This window comes from Nannocystis punicea (assembly GCF_026965555.1).
Taxonomy (GTDB): Bacteria; Myxococcota_A; Polyangia; order Nannocystales; family Nannocystaceae; genus Nannocystis; species Nannocystis punicea.
Genome location: NZ_CP114040.1, coordinates 7,715,902 through 7,735,462, shown reverse-complemented (window position 1 = coordinate 7,735,462; position 19,561 = coordinate 7,715,902). Strand labels below are relative to the sequence as shown.

Below are 19,561 nucleotides of genomic sequence, written 5' to 3'. Positions count from 1 at the left end.
AGCCGTCATGGCAGAGGCGAAGGACAAGCCGCAGGACGGCGGCGAGGCGCTCGAGAGCGGCGGCTACGAGGTCATTCGCGCCCGTCTGATCGCGCAGGGCAAGGCGCTGGCCGAGAAGACCACGGCGCTCAACGAGCGCCGCAAGCAGGCGTTCGGCGGCAGCGAGCTGCAGGTGGTCGCCAACGAGCGCGTGCGCACCGAGCACGCCTGCGTCCCGGCCGACATCGTGCAGACCGGCGGCCACCTGCTGCTCGGCTACAACGTGTTCTTCGGCATGAAGAAGGAGGTCGCGATCGAGGACGTGTTCTCGATCCAGACCTTCGACGGCGGCGCGCCCGAGGGCCAGGCGCTGCAGCCCGCCGCGCTCGACAAGGTGCCGGGGCTCCTCGACGGCGAGCAGTTCGTCAAGGATTTCACCGACATCTACAAGTACTACAAGGACACGCGGCTGCAGCGGCTGAAGGCGACGGACACCAAGTTGTTCGCGATCTTCCAGATCGGCGCGGCGGCCACCGACGTGAAGGTGCTGCACTGGAACGTGCTGCCGCGCGGCGGGGTCCGCTATGTCGACACGCGCGGCGATCGCGAGCTGCCGAAGCTGGCGTCGCACGACTTCGAGTGGACCGCGACGACGCGCGAAGACCAGGTGTCGGGGCCGCACCCGCACGTGTCGATCAAGGACCTGGTGTTCGTCGAGACCGTCGGCGGCGACCTGACGATCAAGGTCGAGAACAACACCAAGGACGGCCTCGGCATCTACCGCGAGCCGGTCGAGGACGCCAACCAGGCGCTCGACGACGCCAAGTTCTTTTACGCGCTCGTCGGCCCGCTGGTGCTGCTGAAGATCCTGCCGTACCGCGAGCAGAAGGCCCGCTTCTTCGTCTACAACACCCGGCTCAAGTCGGTCGCGCGCGTCGACGCGATCGGCCAGAGCTGCATGCAGCTGCCCGAGGGGCACGGGGTGGTCTTCCCCGGTGGGTATTACCTGACGACGGGGGACACCAAGCAGTTCGGGGGCGACACCGGGGCCTTCGAGTTCGAGCGCCGGATCGACGCGCCCAACGGCGAAGACGTGCTCTACGTGTTCTACCGCCGCGATCAGGGCCGCTACGTGCTGTTCCCGTACAACCTGATCCGCAAGGAGATGGCCAACCCGATCCAGTGCAACGGCTACAGCCTGTTCCGCGACGGCAAGCTGATCGTGTTCCGCGCCCAGAGCGAGGAGCAGGCCCAGCTGCACCCGATGCAGGTGTGGCAGACGCCGTTCATGACGTCGGAGTTCGCGGCCGCGGCCCCGACCGACGGGTCGTACCTGGCCAAGGTCGGCAACGCCGAATTGGTGCGCGGGATCAGCGAAGCGTTCAGCGTCACGCGCCTGATCGACAACAGCGACCCGCGCCGCGAGACCTACGAGGACCTGATCGCGCAGGCGCAGCGACTGGTCGACAACTATTACTGGTTGGGCCACGCCGAGGTCGGCGACCTCGCCAGCGACGTCAAGACGATCCGCCAGACCGGCGAGCTCATCATCGACGAGTTCGAGAAGGTCGTGGCGATCCGCAAGCGCGCCCGCGAGGCGCTGCAGGACGCGCAGACCAAGCAGACCGCGCTGGTCAAGACGCTGCGGCCGGGCGACTGGAAGAGCGTCGAGCAGTACATGCAGGCGCTGACGGCCCTGCGCAACCAACGGGGCGCCGTCATCACCCTGCGGGAGGTGCGGTCGATCGACCTGGCCGCGCTCGACGTGCTCGAGAAGCAGCTGGTCGAGGAGTTCGACCGCATCAGCAAGGCGTGCGTCGAGTTCCTGGTCAAGGGCGAGGCGCTGATCCCGGTCGGCAAGCGGCTCGACGAGGTCCTGGCCAGGCTCGAGAAGGTCGACAACGCGGCGCAGCTGCAGCCGATCGAGGAGGACATCCAGGCGATCGGCGACGGCCTCAACGTGCTGGCCGAGGTCGTCAGCGGGCTGCAGGTCGGGGACGCGGTGGCGCGGACGAAGATCCTCGAGGACATCTCGACGGTGTTCGCCCACCAGGGCCGGGTGCGGGCGACGTTCCAGAGCGTTCGCAAGCAGCTGCTCACGTCCGAGGGCAAGGCCGAGTTCGCGGCCCAGTTCAAGCTGTTCGCCCAGACTGTGTCGTCGGGCCTGGCGCTGTGCGACACGCCGGAGAAGTGCGACGAGCAGCTGGCGAAGCTGCTCGTGCAGCTGGAGGAGCTCGCCGGTCGCTTCTCCGAGTTCGACGAGTTCCTCGGCGAGATCGCGGCCAAGCGCGAGGAGGTCCACGACGCGTTCCAGGCCCGCAAGCAGACGCTGCTCGACGAGCGCCAGGCGCGGGTGCAGAACCTCATCGCCGCCGCCGACCGCATCCTCGAGGGTGTCGGCCGCCGCGCCCAGACCTTCAAGACCGCCGACGAGCTCAACGCCTACTTCGCGGCCGACGCGATGGTGCTGAAGGCCAAGGAGCTGGTCGATCGATTGATGGGGCTCGGCGCCTCGGTCAAGGCCGACGAGATCGCCACCAAGATCACGGCGGCCCGCCAGGACGCGCTGCGGGCCCTGCGAGACCGCCTGGAGCTGTTCGAGGCGGGCGCGCAGATCGTCAAGTTCGGGACGTTCCGCTTCACCGTCAACACGCAGGTGCTCGACCTGACGCTGGTGGCGCGCGACGGCGCGATGGCGATCCACCTCGGCGGCACCGACTTCTACGAGACGGTCGAGGACCCCGAGTTCGCCAAGACGAAGGACTTCTGGTCGCAGCAGCTGGTGTCGGAGATCGAGCAGGTGTACCGCGGCGAGTACCTGGCGGCCGCGGTGCTGTTCGCGGCCGAGCGCGGCGAGCACGGGCTCACGATCGACAAGCTGCACGCGGCCGGGCGCGAGGCGGGCGGGCTGGTCGAGCTGGTCCGCAAGTTCGCGGCCGAGCGCTACGACGAGGGCTACGACCGCGGCCTGCACGACGCCGACGCGGCGCTGATCCTCGACAAGCTGCTGACGATGTACGCGACCGCGGGGCTCCTGCGCGTGTCGCCGGGGCCGCGCGCGCTGGCCTGCCTGTTCTGGGCGTGGTTCGAGCGCAACGAGCTCAAGGCGGTGTGGCACCGGCGGGCCCAGAGCGCCGGCCGGCTGCGCGCCGTGTTCGGCCACGGGGCCGCGTTGGACGCGCTGGCGGGCGAGCTGACGCGGGCGATCGGCGAGTGGGTGCAGCAGACGGGGCTGTCCTTTGGGCCAGGTGATTGTCACGCCGCCGGGGCCTACCTCGCGGAGGAGCTGGTCGACGAGCGCCCGCGCTTCGTCACCAGCGCGGCGGCGCAGACGCTGTGGCAGGAGCTGCTGAACGCGCTCGAGGCCGGCGGCAAGCGGCGCGCGCTCGACGACGATCTGCGCGCGCTCGAGGGCCGGCTGCGCGAGCGCTTCGAGCTGGTGAAGGCGTGGCTCGAGGCGTTCGCGGCGGCGCTGCCGGAGCAGGCCAAGGGGGCGACGGCGCTGGTCGAGGCGGCCGCGCTGGCGCTGACCGACCGCAAGCTCGACCGCGAGGTCCAGACCGCGATCGAGAGCGCGCAGGTCACCGGTCTTTTGGGCCAGCACCCGCGGATCCGCGAGCGCACGCTCGAGCTGCGGCTCGACGAGTTCCTCGGCCGCCTCGGCGAGTTCGCGCGGGTGCGCGTGCCGGGCTTCCGCGAGTTCCGCCGCCTGCGCCAGCAGCTCATCGACCGCGAGCGCAAGCGGCTGCGGCTCGACGAGTTCATGCCCAAGGTGCTGACCTCGTTCGTGCGCAACAAGCTGGTCAGCGAGGTGTACCTGCCGCTGGTCGGCGCCAACATGGCCAAGCAGCTGGGGGCCGCAGGCGATCAGAAGCGCACCGACCGGATGGGCATGCTGCTGCTCATCTCGCCGCCGGGCTACGGCAAGACGACGCTGATGGAGTACGTCGCCAACCGGCTCGGCCTGGTGTTCATGAAGATCAACGGGCCGGCGCTCGGCCACGAGGTGGTGTCGATCGATCCGTCCGAGGCGCCGAACGCGACGGCGGCCCAGGAGGTCGAGAAGGTCAACCTGGCGCTCGAGATGGGCAACAACGTGATGCTCTACCTCGACGACATCCAGCACACCAACCCGGAGTTCCTGCAGAAGTTCATCTCGCTGTGCGACGCGCAGCGGCGGATCGAGGGCGTGTGGCGCGGCCGGTCGCGCACTTATGATCTGCGCGGCAAGAAGTTCTGCGTGGTGATGGCGGGCAACCCGTACACGGAGTCGGGCGCGGCGTTCAAGATCCCCGACATGCTGGCCAACCGCGCCGACACCTACAACCTCGGCGACATCCTCGGCGGCAACCTCGAGGCGTTCTCGCTCAGCTACATCGAGAACACGCTGACGTCGAACCGCACCCTGGCGCCGCTGGCCACCCGCGAGCAGGCCGACGTCTACCGCTTCATCAAGATGGCGCGCGGCGAGGAGGTCCCGAGCACCGACTTCTCGTACGGCTACTCCGGCGCCGAGGTGCAGGAGGTCGTCGGCGTCATCAAGCACCTGTTCCGCGTGCAGGAGGTGCTGCTGCGCGTGAACAAGGAGTACATCGCGTCGGCGGCGATGGACGACAAGTTCCGCACCGAGCCGGCGTTCAAGCTGCAGGGCAGCTACCGCAACATGAACAAGCTGGCCGAGAAGGTCGCGGCGGCGATGACCGCCGACGAGGTCGATCGCCTGGTCGACGACCATTACGCCGGCGAGGCCCAGACGCTCACGGTGGCGGCCGAGCAGAACCTGCTCAAGCTGGCGGAGATGCGCGGCCGTCAGACGGCGCCGCAGACCGAGCGCTGGTCGACGATCAAGCGCGAGTTCCAGCGCGTGCGCAGCCTCGGCGGGGCGGCCGACGACCCGGCGGTGCGCGTGGCGGGGCAGCTGTCGGTGCTCGCCGAGCGCGTCGAGCAGGTCAAGGACTCGCTGCTGGTGGCGGCCGAGCGCGACGCGGCCAACAGCAAGGAGCTGCAGCAGGCGCAGATGGCCCAGCAGGCGCGGCTGGTCGAGCTGATGGCGCAGGCGCAGGCGCAGGCGCAGGCGCAACAGAAGGCGCCGGAGCCGGAGAAGAAGCTGACGACGCTGCCGATGCCGAGCGTCGCGCCGCCGACGACCGGCGGGCTCGACTGGGCGCGGCCGATCGTCGCGCGGATCGCCAGCGCGCTCGAGGGCCTCAACCAGGCGACGCTCAAGGTCGACGTGCACAACGAGCCGCCCCCCGGCGTGCAGGAGCTGCTGGCCCAGCAGGTCGCCATCGTCGAGCGCACTCTGGTGCCGCTGGTGCGCGCGGCCACGGGCAACCTGCAGGACGTGCGCGGCCTGCAGGATCGCGTCGACCAGATGCTCGGGATGCTGCAAGAGATCGACGAGATCCTCAAAGGCAAGTACCTGCGCTGAGCGGCGCGCGAGCGACGGCGCGAGGTCGATGCGCGCGGCCACGCGGTGTCTCCAGGCCTGGAAGCGGCGCGGGGCCGGGAGTTGTGGCACCCTCGGGAGGTGCTGCGGCGACGCGAAATCCTCGGGGCGACCATCGGGGCGGCGATCGGGGCGATGTTGCCCGTGCGGGCGCGCGCGGGGCAGAAGCCGGTGCGAGTGGCGCTGTACAAGGCCGGAGGGGTGCACCCGGCGGCCTTCGCGGCGGCCAGGCAGCTGCTCGAGGGGCGCGAGGGCTTTCGCCTGCGGGTGACTGTCCCCGAGGACATCCGCGGCGGGTCGCTCGCCGACGAGGACGTCGCGGTGTTCATGGGCGGCAGCGGCACGGCCCAGGGGCGCAACCTCGGCGACGTCGGCAAACAGCAGGTGAAGGACTTCGTGGCCCGCGGCGGCGGCTACGTCGGCGTGTGCGCCGGGGCGTACATGGCGCTGCAGGGCGAGGACCAGTTCCACAAGCTGCGGATCGTCGCCGGTCGCAACCTGACGGGCGACTTCTGGCAGCGCGGGATCGCCGGGCTCGACGTGTCGGCCCCGGGCCGCGAGCCGTTCAAGCTGTTCTACGCCAACGGGCCGATCTTCACGCCGGTGGCCGTCGAGGGGCTGGCGCCCTACGTGCCGCTGGCGACGTTCATCGGCGAAATTTATAATATGTCCAAGGGGACAGGTCCGGGCGAGATGCCCGGCACGCCGGCGATCACTGCGTCGCAGTTCGGCAAGGGCCGCGTGCTGCTGTTCTCGCCCAACCCGATCCTCGGCGGGCGCGGGGTCGTGCAGGACGCGCTGATGCTGAGCGGGCTGCGCTGGGTGGCGAAGACCGGCGAGGTCCCGCAGGACCTCGGCTTCGCCGAAGTGTTCGGCTGAGCCCGGTGCTCAGGTGCGCGAGTGCTCGCCCGCGGCGGGCGAGGCGCACATGTTCAAAGAGACAGGCCGTGCGTCGTTGTGGGACAGCGAGCGCCGTGGCATGTCTCGGGGGACAGGTTGGATCGTGCAGGCGAGGTTGGAGCGAGACTCGGGGGGTCTGTCCAAGCGGATCGGAGAACCATACTCATGATCCGTACAGGTGTTTCTGCTGTCGCCGTGGCGCTCGCGTTCGCGCCGGTGTCGGCCGATGCGGCCGACTTCGCCGCCGGCTCGCTGGTGATCCCGATGGACACCGATTACCAGGACCTCGGCATGCTGCGCGCCTACGGGCTCGTGTACGAGCTGCTGCGTCAGGGCGTGCCGGTGAACTGGGCGATCAAGGCCGGCAAGGGCCACGGCGACGCGGACTTCACGGCCTCGGGCACGGACGTGGCCAGCGGGGCGGCGATCGAGGCCCACGGTTATCGCGGGGGGCCGTGGGTGATCGACGCGGCCGACGCCGCGGCGGCGCTGCCGATCGTCGAGGCGTGGCAGCAGGACAACCCCGACGTGGCGGTGCACGAGGCGAGCGAGGGGTTCTCCAGCGACGTCGCGGCGACGCTGGTGGTGGCGCCGACGATCGCGATGATGGCCGACGGCAACCAGAAGATCGCCCGCAAGTACATGATGGCGGCCGGCATCCCCGACTCGGTCGGCGACTACGGCTGGCCCGACACCAGCCCCGACATGCTCGACCCGGACGAGCTCTCGGGGCCGACCGAGGACAACCTGCGCGACGGGGCGCTGTTCGACGACGAGGGCGACCCGGTCTACTGCCAGTTCATGTCGATGCACTGGGGCGTGAAGGACGCCGAGCAGAACCAGCAGGTGGTGGCGGAGATGCGCGAGTTCCTGACCCACCCGACGCACCTGTTCGCGGAGTGTCAGGCGGTCAACGCGTTCGAGAACCTGGCCGCGCACGGGCACTTCTTGACGCCCCACGGGTTCCTCATCGGCCAGCAGCCGAACATGTACGAGTACTACGAGACCGACACGCCGTTCGGTCAGCTCGACGGGCCGTTCCAGTCGGTCGGCGGCAGCGAGCCGGCGTACAGCCTGCCGCAGGGCGACAGCTACAAGGGCAGCGACATCGTGATGATCACCGAGGCTGGCACGCCGATCGGGATCAATGACGTGTGGATGACCGGCTTCGTCGACGGCATCTGTCCGGGCCTCATCAGCGAGCCGGGGATTTCGGCGGCGTGCCTGACCGCGGGCAAGGTCAGCTACCTCGGCGGGCACGAGTACGACGTCGATCTGCCGATCTCGGAGAACCCGACCACGCAGGGGACGCGGCTGTTTCTCAATTCGCTGTTCGAGGCGCCGTGCGCGACGGCCGAGGGCCTGCCGCAGATCTCGGTCACCAAGTCGGCGCCGGCGACCACGGATGTCCCCGAGGTCACGTTCGACATCAACTTCGTCAACATGGGAGTGATGCCCGCGCTCGACGCGGTGCTGACCGACACGCTGCCGGCGGGGGTGACGTTCGTGTCGGCGACCGACGACGGCAGCCACGTCGACGGCGTGGTGACCTGGCAGCTGGGCAACCTCGGCGAGGGCGAGGGCAAGACGGTCAGCGTCACGGTCGAGCTCGGCGCGCCGGGCGTGTACGAGAACAGCGCGAGCCTGCAATTCCGCGCGGGCGTCAACACGCTGGTCGCCGCCTCGAACGCGACGATGACCGCCTACGGGGTCGAACCGACGACCGACGGCGGCACGAGCACCTCGGAGCCGACCGGCACCGGCGACAGCGCGAGCGACAGCGGCGCGGTGACGACGACGGCGACGACGGCGCCGACGACCGGGGGCGACGCCACGGGTGAGCCGACGGGCGGCAACCTCAGCAGCACCGGCGGGGCCAGCGACAGCGCGGGCGAGACCGGCGGGCAGACCGGCGGGGAGGGCTGCGGCTGCCGCAATGATATGTCCGGAGGGACAGGTTCGGCGGCCTTGCTCGGCCTGCTGGCGCTGCTGCGGGGTCGGCGGCGCTCGTCCGTTCGATAACGACCGACGGCCGGCTCAGAAAGCGCGAAGAGCTCCGCGACGCCGTCGCGGAGCTCTTCGTTCGTTTCAGGTGGCGCGGCTCAGATCTTGATGGTGCCGCTCAGGACCGAGTTGAAGCGCTTGAGCAGGCCGGCCGGGTCGGGGACCTGGCCCTCGGCGAGGGCGGCCTGATCGTAGAGGAGCTCGACGTAGGTGCCGAGGCGGTCGTCGCTCGGGGCCTCGCGGGCGAGCTTGTCGACGGCCTGGACGAACGGGTGCTCGGGGTTGAGCTCGAGGATCCGCTGGCGCGTCGGCACGTCCTGGCGCGCCATCTTGAGGATCCGCTCCATGTTGCGCGACAGGCCGCCGCTGTCGTCGACGAGGCAGGCGGCGCTCTCGCGCAGGCGCTTCGACACGCGCACGTCCTTGACCTTGTCGGTCAGCAGCTGCTTCGACTTGTCGACGGCCGCCGCGATGGCGCCGGCGTCGTGCTTGTGCTGCTCGTCCTCGGGGATGTCGAGGTCGCCCTGGGTGACGCTGACGAGCTTCTTGCCCTTGTACTCGGACAGGTCCTGCACGACCCACTCGTCGATCGGGTCGGCCATGTAGAGGACCTGGTAGCCGCGCGCGCGGCAGGCCTCGAGGTGCGGGCTGCGGGCCACCGCGGCCAGCGACTCGCCGGTGATGTAGTAGATCGCCGGCTGACCCTCGGGCATCGTCTCGACGTACTGCGCCAGCGAGACCAGCTTGTCGTCCGCGGAGGTGCGGTAGCGCAGCAGCTCGACGAGGTCGTCGTGGTGCGTGCTGTCGGTGTGGATGCCCTCCTTGAGGACGGCGCCGTAGTTGTCCCAGATCTTCTCGTAGGTCTCGGGCTTGTCCTTGGCGATGCCCTCGAGCAGCTTGAGCACCTTGCGGCTCAGCTGGCGGCGGATCGAGGTGAGGGCGCTGTGCTCCTGCAGCATCTCGCGCGAGACGTTGAGCGGCAGGTCCTCGGAGTCGACGACGCCGCGGACGAAGCGGAGGTAGCCGGGCAGCAGCTTGTCGCAGCTCTCCATCACGACGACGCGGCGGGCGTACAGCTGCAGGGCCTTGCGGTCCTCCTGGAACAGGTCGGCCGGCGGCTTGCCCGGGATGTAGAGCAGGGCGACGAACTGGATCGGCGCGTCGGCGTGGAGGTGCAGGTGCCCGAGCGGCTCGTCGCCCGGCAGCACGAAGCCGCCCATGACGTGCTTGTAGAACTCGTTGTAGTCGGCGTCGGTGAGCTCGCGGGTCGGCCGCATCCAGAACGCGGTGGCGTCGTTGACCTGCTTGCCGTCGACCTCGGTGTTGCCCTTGTCGTCGACGACCTTCAGCAGGATCGGGTGGACGACGTAGTTGCTGTAGCGCTTGATGATGCCCTCGATCTTCCAGCGATCGAGGAACTCCTTGGCGTCGGGCTTGAGGTGCAGCTCGATGGTGGTGCCGCGGGTGCTCCGCTGGGCGGGGCCGACGCTGAAGGTGCCGTCGCCGGTGCTGCTCCAGTGGACCGCCTCGGCGCCCTCGGCCGCGCTCAGGCTGGTGACGTCGATGCGGTCGGCGACCATGAAGGCGCTGTAGAAGCCGACGCCGAACTGGCCGATGAGGTTGACGTCAGGCTTCTGGCCGCTCTCCTGCTGCGCGCGCGCCTGCTCCATGAACTTCAGCGTGCCCGAGTGGGCGATCGTGCCGAGGTTCAGCGCGATCTCGTCGCGCGTCATGCCGACGCCGGTGTCCTCGATGGTGAGGACGCCGCGGGCGTGATCGGCGACGACCTTGATCTGCGCCTTCTCGTGGCGGTCGCGCAGGTTGGTGTCGGTGAGGCCCTGGAAGCGCGCCTTGTCGAGCGCGTCGGAGGCGTTCGAGACGAGCTCGCGGAGGAAGATCTCGCGGTTGGTGTACAGCGAGTTGGTGACGAGGCGGAGCAGGGCGCTGACTTCGGCCTTGAACTCGTGCTTCTCTTCGCGGCTAGTGGTCACGTGGCACCTTCGGCAAGAAACGAATCGGAGGGTTGTCGCGGGCCCCCGGCACACGCGCGCCAGCGGACTCGTGCACGCAGGCGCCGCCGGGACGGCTCCGGGCGTGAAGGTAAACCCAGGCCCAGGTGCGTCAAGTGCCGCCGGCGAGGTTGGCGGTCCGCGTTTCGGCCGGCGCGCACGGCCCTCGGCGCGCGAAGAACCAATGACTCGACGCGCGTGCGCGCCGAGGGGCGCACGCGCGAGGATGAAGTCGTCGGCGATCGATCAGCCGAGCAAGCTGCTCAGCTTCGGCGCGGCGACGTTGGCCAGGCGCCGGTGCCACAGCTGCGCGCCCACGAATTCGTCGGCGCGCGTGATGTGATCGGTGAGCCGCGCGGTGACCTTGAAGCCGAGCTCGCTGTAGACCTGATTGCTCAGGGTCCAGTCGGCGGCGCACAGCGCGAACACGCTGGCGGTCTCCTGCTTGTGCAGCTCGTCGAGCAGCGCCTTCACGCAGTACTCGAGCACCGGCAGCTCGATGTCCTTCACCGGCGGCGTCAACATGTCGACCTTGGCGTGGCCGAACGAGCTGTCGGTCTCGGCGCCGACCCAGTACTCCTTCTTGCCGGTCTTGGCGTGGATCGCCAGATCGGGGTTGAACACGCCGCGCCGGAACGGGGCGTACAGCGCGTCCTGGCCGACGCCGCGGACGATGTCCTGCAGCAGCACGGGGTCGCGGATGAAGTCGACCGTCAATCCGCGCGGCTTGGGCACGGACTTGAGGTCCTTGTCCTTGCCCTCCTTGCCCGGCAACGCCAGCGGCGCGCCCATCTTCGGCGCTCCGCCCTGAATCGGCTCACCGTCCTCGGTGTAGACGCGACTCATGATATAGGCGTCTGCGGTGCGGAAATAACCGGGGATCGCACCCTCGCGCGAGAAGCCGACGCTGCGCCAGCTCTTCGAGTCTTGCTTCTCGACCACCGTGAAGACCTTGCGCAGACCCTCGGCGCGCGCGATCCGGTCGAAGAAGTCGCGCTTCTGCTGGTAGTTGCCGACGCGGTAGTCGAACACGCGGAGGTTGTGGTGCCGGCGGTTCAGCAGGAAACAGAAGTCGATGTCGCCCTTGCGGTAGTAGATCTCTTCGACCGGCTCGTCGGTCCCGGAAGAGATCTGGGCGGCTGGCTGGCTGGACATGCGTGCTCCTCAGGCGCAAAGAAGGCCCGGAGGGCCAGAAATCCGAGCCAGACCCGGAATGCGACAGAACGTCGTTCGGGGGCTGGTCAGAGGGTGAATCGAGGGGAACACCGGGCGGGGTGGAGATGGTGCGCCGAGGGCGCACCCGCGAGAAACGAGGGGTACCCGGGGGCGCCGGGCGACGCCCGGTCCTGCGCGGGAACTCGCGCTGGGGGGCGTTTTTTCCCGCGAATATCGGGATACAGGTACCACCCCAAAATGTTGATGTCAAAGCCGAGCCGAAGGTAGATTGCCGCAAAGGCAAGAGTTTTCGCTCACTTGGTCGCGCCCGGCAAAGGACTCCTGGAGTGTCGCGCAGAAGTCGAAGTAACGATGTTCTAGGGCTTGCGCTGGCGGTGCTCGGAGTGCTGGGCGCCGCAGGCTGCCAGTGGACCGAGGCGACCGAGGCGCCGAACACCCAGGACCCGGGTTGCGCCAAGGACACCGACTGCAAAGGCGACAGGATCTGCGAGGCGGGGGTCTGCGTGGCGCCCAGACCGGCCGAGGCGGCTGTATCTGCAACGTCGCGGGCGCCGACGCCGGCCACCGGCAAGTGGAGCCGCGGCGGCCCCGGACACGCCGGCCCGACGCAGGGGAAGGGGCCGGCGCAGGAGCCGAAGGAGCTGTGGGACCGCGATCTCGGCGCCGTGGTGTTCGCCTCGCCGGCGCTCGGCACGGTCGGCGGTGAGCCCGCTGCGCTGGTCGGGACGCACGCAGGACGGTTCATCGGGGTCGCGCTCGGCGGTTCGCGCGCTGGCGAGATCGTGCTCGACGTGACGCTCGGCGGGATGGTCTGGGCCACGGCCGCGGTCGCTGGCAATCGCGCGTACGTCGGCGCTGACGACGACACGCTCTACGCGATCGACCTCGACAAGCAGGCGATCGCGTGGACCCTCAAGCTCGGCAATTGCGACGGCGCGCGCGTGCCCGGCCCGGAGGGCGCCCGCTGCGACGCCGACGGCGGGCCGACGATCGCCCCTGACGGCGACCTCATCCTCGGCGCCGACGGGGTCTATCGCATCAGTCCCGAAGGACAGATCCGTTGGCACTACCCGGCCGACGCGTCGATCCAGGCCAAGCACGTGTTCGCCGCCCCGCTGGTGGCGGGCGACGGGACGATCTACGTCGGAGGACAGGACGGATTGTTCATGTCCCTCAGCGCAGACGGCGCGATGCAGTGGACCTACTCGATCCGCGCCGACGTCGACGGCGGGCCGGCGCTCGGCGACAACGGAGCGATCTACGTCGGCGCCGACGACGGCCGCGTGCACGCGCTGCGCACCGACGGCAGCCTGCGCTGGAGCTTCGTGGCGCAGAAGGACATCCGCTCGGCGATCGCGCTCGGCGAGGGCGGGGCGGTCTACGCGACGTCGTTCGACGGCAACCTGTACGCGCTGTCACCGGGCGGCGACGTGAAGTGGGTGCTGCCGACCGGCGGCAAGATCCACGCGACCCCGGTCGTCGACGCCGCCGGCAACATCTTCTTCGGCAGCCAGGACGAGCGCCTCTACGCGGTGTCGCCGCGCGGCAAGGTGCTGTGGACGATCGAGCTCGGCGCGGACATCGACTCGTCGGTCGCGATCGCGAGCGACGGCACGATCGTGGTGGGCTGCGACGACGGTCACCTGCGAGCCTTCCGATAGGCGCGCACCGGCCTTCGGGCGTGCTCGCGCGCGCGTGCGTTTGCCGCGCTTCGTCGCGGGTTGCGCGGGGGGAATTGGGTCGGCATCTTCTCGCGCGTGAGTAAAGAAGAGACAAAGGGGGCCGCGGCCGCGAAGCTGGTCGTCAACCCCGGAGGCTTCGGCTTCGCCGAACGCCTCGATGGTGAAGGTACTGTTTTCATTCCGCGCGGCCGCCTGAGCGGCGCGCTGGACGGCGACGAGGTGGAGGTCCACAGCTGGCCGTCCGAGAAGGGCTTCGAGGGAGAGATCGTGCGGATCGTGCGCCGCGGTCGCACGCGCCTGACCGGGCAAGTGCGCCGGATCGGCCGCGTCCGCGTGCTCGAGTGCGATGACCCCCGCGTGCTGCTGCGGCCGGACGTCGAGGACGACACACCTGTCCCCGAGGACATCGTGGTGGTCGCCGCGATCACGCGCTACCCGATCGACTCCCGCGACGGCGGGGCGGTCCGGATCGAGCGACTGCTGGGCCCGCCGAACACTCTGGCGACCGAGCAGGCGAAGATCCTGCTCGAGTACAACATCGACCCCGAGTTCGCGGCCGACGTGCTGGCCGAGGCCGAGGCGGTGCCCGAGACGGTGCAGCCCGAGGATCTGGCGAACCGCGCCGACCTGCGTGGTCTCGAGTTCATGACGATCGACCCGGTCGACGCGCGCGACTTCGACGACGCGGTGTGCGTCGAGGAGATCGCCGGCGAGGGCCCGCACGGGGCCGTGCGCGTGCACGTGGCGGTGGCCGACGTGTCCCACTACGTCCGCGAGAGCACGGCCATCGACCGCGAGGCGGCCTGGCGCTGCTTCTCGTGCTACCTGCCGAACCGATCGATCCCGATGCTGCCGCGGGCGCTGTCGTCGCACATGTGCTCGCTGGTGCCGGAGCAGGACCGCCTGGCGATGGTGGCGAGCTTCCGCCTCGAGGGCGACGGCGAGATCGACGAGCTGGTGCTGCGCTCGGCGGTCATCCATAGCCGCAAGCGCCTGACCTACGAGGAGGTCGCGGCGGTGCTGTCTCAAGAGACAGGTCCGCAGGAGACCCAGCCGGCCGAGGTGTGCTCGCGGATCGCGGCGCTGCGAGCGGCGGCCGACCGCCTGCGCGCGCGCCGGCTGCGGCTCGGGGCGATCGAACTGAACGTGCCCGAGATCAAGGTGCTGCTCGACCAGGACGACCCGGAGCGTATCCGCGACATCGTGCCGACGCGCGCCAGCGCCGAGCTGGCGCGGGCCTACAACTTGATCGAGGAGCTGATGCTGGCCGCCAACGAGGCGGTCGCGCGGGTGGCGGTGTCGGCCAAGCTGCCGCTGGTCTACCGGATCCACGCGCCGCCCGACCCGGTGCGGCTCGAGCAGCTGGCGACGGTGGCCGAGGCGCTCGGCGCCAAGGCCGACCCGGAGAAGCTGAACACGCCGCGCGGGGCGCAGAAGTTCCTCAACCGGACGCAGCACCACCCGCGCCGCGCCGCCCTGCACATGTTCATGCTGCGGGCGATGGCGCAGGCGCAGTACAGCGTCGACAACGTCGGCCACTTCGCGCTGGCCAGCGACGCCTATGCGCACTTCACGTCGCCGATCCGGCGCTATCCGGACCTGATCGTGCACCGCGTGCTGAAGGCCCACCTGGCGAAGATCGGCGGGCTGCCGGGGCCGGAGCCGGTGCCGGCGATGCCGCCGCGCGAGCAGTCGGCCGAACAGGCGGCCCGCAGCAGCCTGCGCGAGCGGGCGGTCGCCGACGCCGAGCGCGACAGCAAGTCGCTGTTCGCGGCGCTCTACATGCGCGACCGCTTGAGCGACCGGTTCGAGGCCACTGTGTCGGGCATCGGCTCGCCGGGGGTGTTCGTCCAGGTCGACCGGCCGTTCGTCGACGGCCTGGTGCGCCTCGGCAACCTCGAGCGCGACCGCGGCGAGCCGTTCCAGCTCGACTCGTCCGGGGTCAAGCTGGTCGGCCAGCGCACGGGCTTCGCCCTGACGGTCGGCGATCGCGTGGTGGTCGAGGTGATCGACAGCAGCGTGCAGCGGCGCAAGATCGAGTTCGCGTTCGTGATGCGTATGTCCGAAGGGACAGGCAAGAGCGGGGCGTAGCGCGGCCGCGGCGGATGCCTGTCCGAAGGGGCAGGCTCCGCCGCTCGGCCGGTCTCGCGGCGGCGCTCGCCGTCAGCGCAGGCGATCGAGGATGCCGAACAGCGCGTCGAGGTTGGCGCGGCCGAGCTTGCGGCAGCGCTCGGGCGACCAGCCGAACAGCTCGTGGGGCGAGTCGACGGTGTCCTTGAACGGCTGCTCGAGGGTCATCGACAGGCAGCCGAAGCGGTCGGCGATGAACGTGGTGCACATCGTCATGTTGGCGGCGCCGGGGGCCACCGCGTCGTAGCCGTGCTCGAGCTGGAAGTCGGGGCTGCTGCGCATCAGGAGGCGCTCGTACTCGTCCTGCAGGTCGAGGACGCGCTTGGTGATCGAGGCGACGCCGTCGGGGCCGGCGATGAAGTTGTAGGGCAGGGCCTCGTCGCCGTGCACGTCGAGGCAGAAGTCGACGCCGGTCTGCTCCATCCGCTTGCGCACGAAGTAGACCTCGGGGCTGCGCTCGCGCGTGGGCTCCTGCCACTCGCGGTTGAGGTTGGCGCCGGTGGCGTTGGTGCGCAGGTTGCCGCGGAACGAGCCGTCGGGGTTCATGTTGGGGACGCAGTAGAAGACGGCCCTGGCCAGCAGCTGGCGCGCGACCGGATCTTCGTCGTCGAGCAGGCGCTCGAGCAGGCCCTCCATGAGCCACTCGGCCATGGTCTCGCCGGGGTGCTGGCGGGCGATGACCCAGCAGACGCGCTTGCCGGGCGCGGGCTCGCCGAGGACGAGGAGGTCGAGGTCGCGGCCGTCGACCGTGGCGCCGAGCAGCTCGTGGCGGCAGCGCGGCGACAGCTGGCAGGCGGCGATCAGGTCCTGGTGACGCTCGTGCGAGTAGGGCGCGAAGTAGGCGTACCAGACGCTGTCGTGGTCGGGGGTGTGGCGGATGGTGAGGCGGCGACCGTCGTAGTCGGTGGGCACGCGGAACCACTGCTCGCGGTCGTAGGAGGCGACTGCGCGGTAGTCCTTCCAGCCCGGCGGGTAGCTGCTGGTGCCCGCGTTGTCGATGTGCAGGACCAGCGGGGTGTCTCGCACGCCCGAGGCGCGGAAGTAGAACCACTGGTAGAAGTCCGACTGGTTGTCGCGCCGGATCTCGAGGTGCGCGTCGCCGGGGTCGGCGATGTCGCGGACGAGGATGTTGCCGCCGTCGAAGTTGCTGGTGATCTGCATCGGTCGGCGCGAAGTGTCCGGCGCATCGGCGGTCCGCGCAAGTTCGGCCGCGCGTGACGGATGGACCCACGCAAAACGCCGAGGTCGTGCGGACCTCGGCGCTTCATTCACGCGGACGCGTGCGAGCTCAGAGCTTCTTCAATGCGAGGTCGAGCTGGCCGACGCAATGGTCGTAGGCGCTGCCCGAGTCGAGGCACTGGTTGAACTGCTTCTCGATGAGGACGACGGGCTTCTTGGCCGGCTTGTTGCCGCCCTCGTCGGGGACGCCGCCTTCGCCGCCCCACTCGCCGCCTTCCTCGCCGGGGAAGCCGCCGCTGGTCTCGCCGCCGACCTCGCCGCCGCCGTCTTCACCGCCCCATTCGGCGTTGCCCTCGGCGCCGCCGCCTTCCTCGCCGGGCATCGGGCCTTCGCCGCCGCCTTCCTCGCCGCCCCATTCGCCGTTGCCGCCTTCTTCACCGGGCTGGGGGCCTTCGCCGCCGCCTTCTTCACCGCCCCACTCGGCGTTGCCCTCGGCGCCGCCGCCTTCCTCACCGGGGAAGGGGCCTTCGCCGCCGCCTTCCTCGCCGCCCCATTCGGCCTGGCCTTCCTCGCCGCCGCCCTCTTCGCCGGGGAAGGGGCCTTCGCCGCCGCCTTCCTCGCCGCCCCATTCGGCCTGGCCTTCCTCGCCGCCGCCCTCTTCACCGGGGTTGGGGCCTTCGCCGCCGCCCTCTTCCTCGCCGCCCCACTCGGCCTGGCCTTCCTCGCCGCCCTCTTCGCCGGGGATATGGCCGGTCTCACCCTGCTCGCCGCCCTCGCCGCCTTCCTCCCAGCCGCCAGTGCCGGGATCGCTGGGGCCGCTGCCGCCGCCCTCTTCGGCGTTGCCGCCTTCTTCGAGGCCGCCTTCTTCGAGGCCGCCTTCTTCGAGGCCGCCCTCTTCGAGGCCGCCTTCTTCTTCACCCTGGCCGCCTTCACCCTTCTCGTCGCCTTCCTCGTAGCCGTCGATGTCGAGCTTCGAGATGCCACAGGCGGGGATCACGAGAGGCGTGACGATCAGTGAGAGGAGCGGGAGGTTACGAAGCCAGCGGAGAGCGTTGCGTTGCATGGGAGTACCGTGACGAAAAAAGGACCGTAAGTAGCGTCGAAGGATCCGAGCCGAACGATTTCATGCTGCCCGACACTGGCAGACTCGGCAAGGGGGGACGTCGGAATTGCGAGGGATGGCCCGCCGGCCGGTGACCGAGAGCGCGCGTCTTGGTTGACTGTGTTCCGCGTCGCAACGGGGTCGGGGTGTGACCGGCCGGACGCGGTACAGTGCCAGCGGAGGAACGCATGGCAGCAGGGCACGCCCACGACCACAGCCACCGGACCCACAAAGGACGCATCTGGACCTACCTGATCTTCGCCACTGGGCTGGTGTTGGTGGCGGTCCTGGCCAACCTGGCGCTGAGCAACCCGGAGCTGGCGACCAAGGGCATCGACGCCATCGCCGGGCTGCCGGCGTGGGCCTTCCCGGCGATCACGGGCGCGGTCGGCCTGCTCATCTTCTATATCGGGCTGAAGATCGAGACCGACTGGCCGGAGCGGCTTGGGGCGATCCTGGTGGCTGGATCGATCGCCGGCGGCGAGTTCCTGCTCGGCTGGCAGAACTTCGAGCTCGGGGGGCTCAAGGTCGTGCCCTATGTGATCCCGGTCGTCGCGTGCCTCGTGCTGATGATGATCGCCAACGTAAAGAGCCGTTGACGACTGCGCAGGAGGCGCGATTCCGCCGACGGGCTGCGACCCATTGCAGCCACCGGGCGGGAGATCGCTCCGCGGGCGGGGGCGCCCGTCCTCAGATGTCCCTGAGGACAGGCGCCTCAGGACATGTTCAAGCGGACAGCACGCCTAGGCGCTTGCCGACGGCCGAGAAGGCCGTGATCGCGCGCTCGACGTGCTCCGGCTGGTGGCCGGCGGACAGCTGGACGCGGATCCGGGCCTGGTCCTTGGGCACGACGGGGTAGGAGAAGCCGATCACGTAGATGCCCTCGTCGAGCATCTGGGCGGCGAATTCGGCGGCCAGGCGGGCGTCGCCCAGCATGACGGGGACGATCGGGTGGACGCCGGGCTTGATGGCGAAGCCGGCGGCGGTCATGCCGGCGCGGAAGCGGCGGGTGTTGGCGGCGAGGCGGTCGCGCAGCTCGGAGCTGCCGGTCAAGAGGTCCATGACCGCGAGCGAGGCGGCGACGATCGACGGCGCCAGCGAGTTGCTGAACAGGTAGGGCCGCGAACGGTTGCGCAGGAGGGCGACGATCTCCTTGTTGGCCGCGACGAACCCGCCCGAGGCGCCGCCGAGCGCCTTGCCGAGGGTGCTGGTGACGACGTCGACGCGGCCGAACGCGCCGCTGTGCTCGTGGCTGCCGCGGCCGGTCGGGCCGACGAAGCCGGTGGCGTGGCTGTCGTCGACCATGACCATGGCGCCGTACTTCTCGGCGAGGTCGCAGATCTGGTTCACGCGGGCGATGTTGCCGTCCATGCTGAACACGCCGTCGGTGGCGATCATGCGCAGGCGCGCCGACTGGGTGTCCTTGAGGATCGACTCGAGCTCCTCGAGGTTGTCGTTGGCGTAGCGGTGGCGCTGGGCCTTGCACAGGCGGACGCCGTCGATGATCGAGGCGTGGTTGAGGGCGTCGGAGATGATCGCGTCCTCGGGCCCGAGCAGGGTCTCGAACAGGCCGCCGTTGGCGTCGAAGCACGACGAGTAGAGGATGGCGTCCTCGGTGCCGACGAACCCGGCGAGTCGCTGCTCGAGCTCCTTGTGGCGGTCCTGGGTGCCGCAGATGAAGCGGACCGAGGACATGCCGTAGCCGCGCTCGTCGAGGGCGTCGCGGGCGGCGGCGATCACCGCCGGGTGGCTCGACAGGCCGAGGTAGTTGTTGGCGCAGAAGTTGAGGACCGTGCGCCCGTTCACCGTGATCTCGGCGCCCTGCGGCGAGGCGATCACGCGCTCGTGCTTCGTCAGGCCGGCGGCGTCGATCTCGGCGAGGATGGCGGCGTAGTGGTCACGGGCTTTGCTGTACATGGGGACAGGTCCTTCGGGGCAGGTGGAATCGGGC

Annotated in this window: 11 protein-coding genes; 6 read left to right on the top strand and 5 right to left on the bottom strand. The window is 69.8% G+C overall.

Features of this window, described 5'->3' with window-relative positions; genetic code table 11:
• Nucleotides 1-7 precede the first annotated feature (7 nt).
• The 3 genes from O0S08_RS29700 (at nt 8) to O0S08_RS29690 (ending at nt 8,350) form a co-directional block, all read left to right on the top strand.
• Entirely contained in the window at nt 8-5,410 is a 5,403-nt protein-coding gene (locus O0S08_RS29700; RefSeq protein ID WP_269032711.1) for a DNA repair ATPase, read from the top strand.
• Between the two features lie 99 nt (nt 5,411-5,509).
• The gene (locus O0S08_RS29695) at nt 5,510-6,307 is read left to right on the top strand and encodes a BPL-N domain-containing protein (protein WP_269032710.1); all 798 of its coding nucleotides are present in this window, start codon (nt 5,510-5,512) and stop codon (nt 6,305-6,307) included.
• Between the two features lie 216 nt (nt 6,308-6,523).
• Nucleotides 6,524-8,350 (top strand): DUF11 domain-containing protein, encoded by a 1,827-nt coding sequence (locus O0S08_RS29690; RefSeq protein ID WP_269032709.1) that lies wholly within the window; start codon nt 6,524-6,526, stop codon nt 8,348-8,350.
• A gap of 80 nt (nt 8,351-8,430) precedes the next feature.
• Here the strand turns inward: O0S08_RS29690 and htpG are convergent, their stop codons facing one another.
• Both htpG and O0S08_RS29680 read right to left on the bottom strand, forming a co-directional pair.
• Nucleotides 8,431-10,323 carry a molecular chaperone HtpG gene (gene htpG, locus O0S08_RS29685; protein WP_269032708.1) on the bottom strand — a complete coding sequence of 631 codons (1,893 nt, stop codon included), beginning with the start codon at nt 10,321-10,323 and terminating at the stop codon, nt 8,431-8,433.
• 264 nt (nt 10,324-10,587) lie between these two features.
• Entirely contained in the window at nt 10,588-11,496 is a 909-nt protein-coding gene (locus tag O0S08_RS29680) for a hypothetical protein (RefSeq protein WP_267702360.1), read from the bottom strand.
• A gap of 395 nt (nt 11,497-11,891) precedes the next feature.
• On the opposite strand from O0S08_RS29680, the gene O0S08_RS29675 reads away from it, so the two are divergent.
• Together O0S08_RS29675 and O0S08_RS29670 are read left to right on the top strand one after the other, a co-directional pair.
• The gene (locus O0S08_RS29675) at nt 11,892-13,178 is read left to right on the top strand and encodes an outer membrane protein assembly factor BamB family protein (RefSeq protein WP_269032707.1); all 1,287 of its coding nucleotides are present in this window, start codon (nt 11,892-11,894) and stop codon (nt 13,176-13,178) included.
• A 96-nt stretch (nt 13,179-13,274) separates the two neighbouring features.
• Entirely contained in the window at nt 13,275-15,290 is a 2,016-nt protein-coding gene (locus O0S08_RS29670) for a ribonuclease R family protein (RefSeq protein ID WP_269032706.1), read from the top strand.
• A gap of 72 nt (nt 15,291-15,362) precedes the next feature.
• Here O0S08_RS29670 and O0S08_RS29665 read toward each other — a convergent pair whose 3' ends face one another.
• Both O0S08_RS29665 and O0S08_RS29660 read right to left on the bottom strand, forming a co-directional pair.
• On the bottom strand, nt 15,363-16,490 hold the full coding sequence (locus tag O0S08_RS29665) for a M14 family metallopeptidase (RefSeq protein ID WP_269032705.1): 1,128 nt from the start codon (nt 16,488-16,490) through the stop codon (nt 15,363-15,365).
• A gap of 127 nt (nt 16,491-16,617) precedes the next feature.
• The gene (locus O0S08_RS29660; RefSeq protein WP_269032704.1) at nt 16,618-17,571 is read right to left on the bottom strand and encodes a hypothetical protein; all 954 of its coding nucleotides are present in this window, start codon (nt 17,569-17,571) and stop codon (nt 16,618-16,620) included.
• 227 nt (nt 17,572-17,798) lie between these two features.
• Here O0S08_RS29660 and O0S08_RS29655 point away from each other — a divergent pair, with 227 nt between their 5' ends.
• Nucleotides 17,799-18,209, top strand: a complete 411-nt coding sequence (locus O0S08_RS29655) for a hypothetical protein (protein WP_269032703.1) — start codon at nt 17,799-17,801, stop codon at nt 18,207-18,209.
• A gap of 127 nt (nt 18,210-18,336) precedes the next feature.
• Here O0S08_RS29655 and kbl read toward each other — a convergent pair whose 3' ends face one another.
• Nucleotides 18,337-19,527, bottom strand: coding sequence for a glycine C-acetyltransferase (gene kbl / locus O0S08_RS29650; RefSeq protein WP_269032702.1), 1,191 nt, complete (start codon nt 19,525-19,527; stop codon nt 18,337-18,339).
• Nucleotides 19,528-19,561: the final 34 nt, after the last annotated feature.

What these genes read in the sequence shown, in the direction of transcription:
- O0S08_RS29655 (WP_269032703.1), top strand. Translation starts at nt 17,799, where the DNA reads ATGGCAGCAGGGCACGCCCACGACCACAGCCACCGGACCCACAAAGGA.
- kbl (WP_269032702.1), bottom strand. Translation starts at nt 19,527, where the DNA reads ATGTACAGCAAAGCCCGTGACCACTACGCCGCCATCCTCGCCGAGATC.
- O0S08_RS29680 (WP_267702360.1), bottom strand. Translation starts at nt 11,496, where the DNA reads ATGTCCAGCCAGCCAGCCGCCCAGATCTCTTCCGGGACCGACGAGCCG.
- O0S08_RS29660 (WP_269032704.1), bottom strand. Translation starts at nt 17,571, where the DNA reads ATGCAACGCAACGCTCTCCGCTGGCTTCGTAACCTCCCGCTCCTCTCA.
- O0S08_RS29665 (WP_269032705.1), bottom strand. Translation starts at nt 16,490, where the DNA reads ATGCAGATCACCAGCAACTTCGACGGCGGCAACATCCTCGTCCGCGAC.
- O0S08_RS29700 (WP_269032711.1), top strand. Translation starts at nt 8, where the DNA reads ATGGCAGAGGCGAAGGACAAGCCGCAGGACGGCGGCGAGGCGCTCGAG.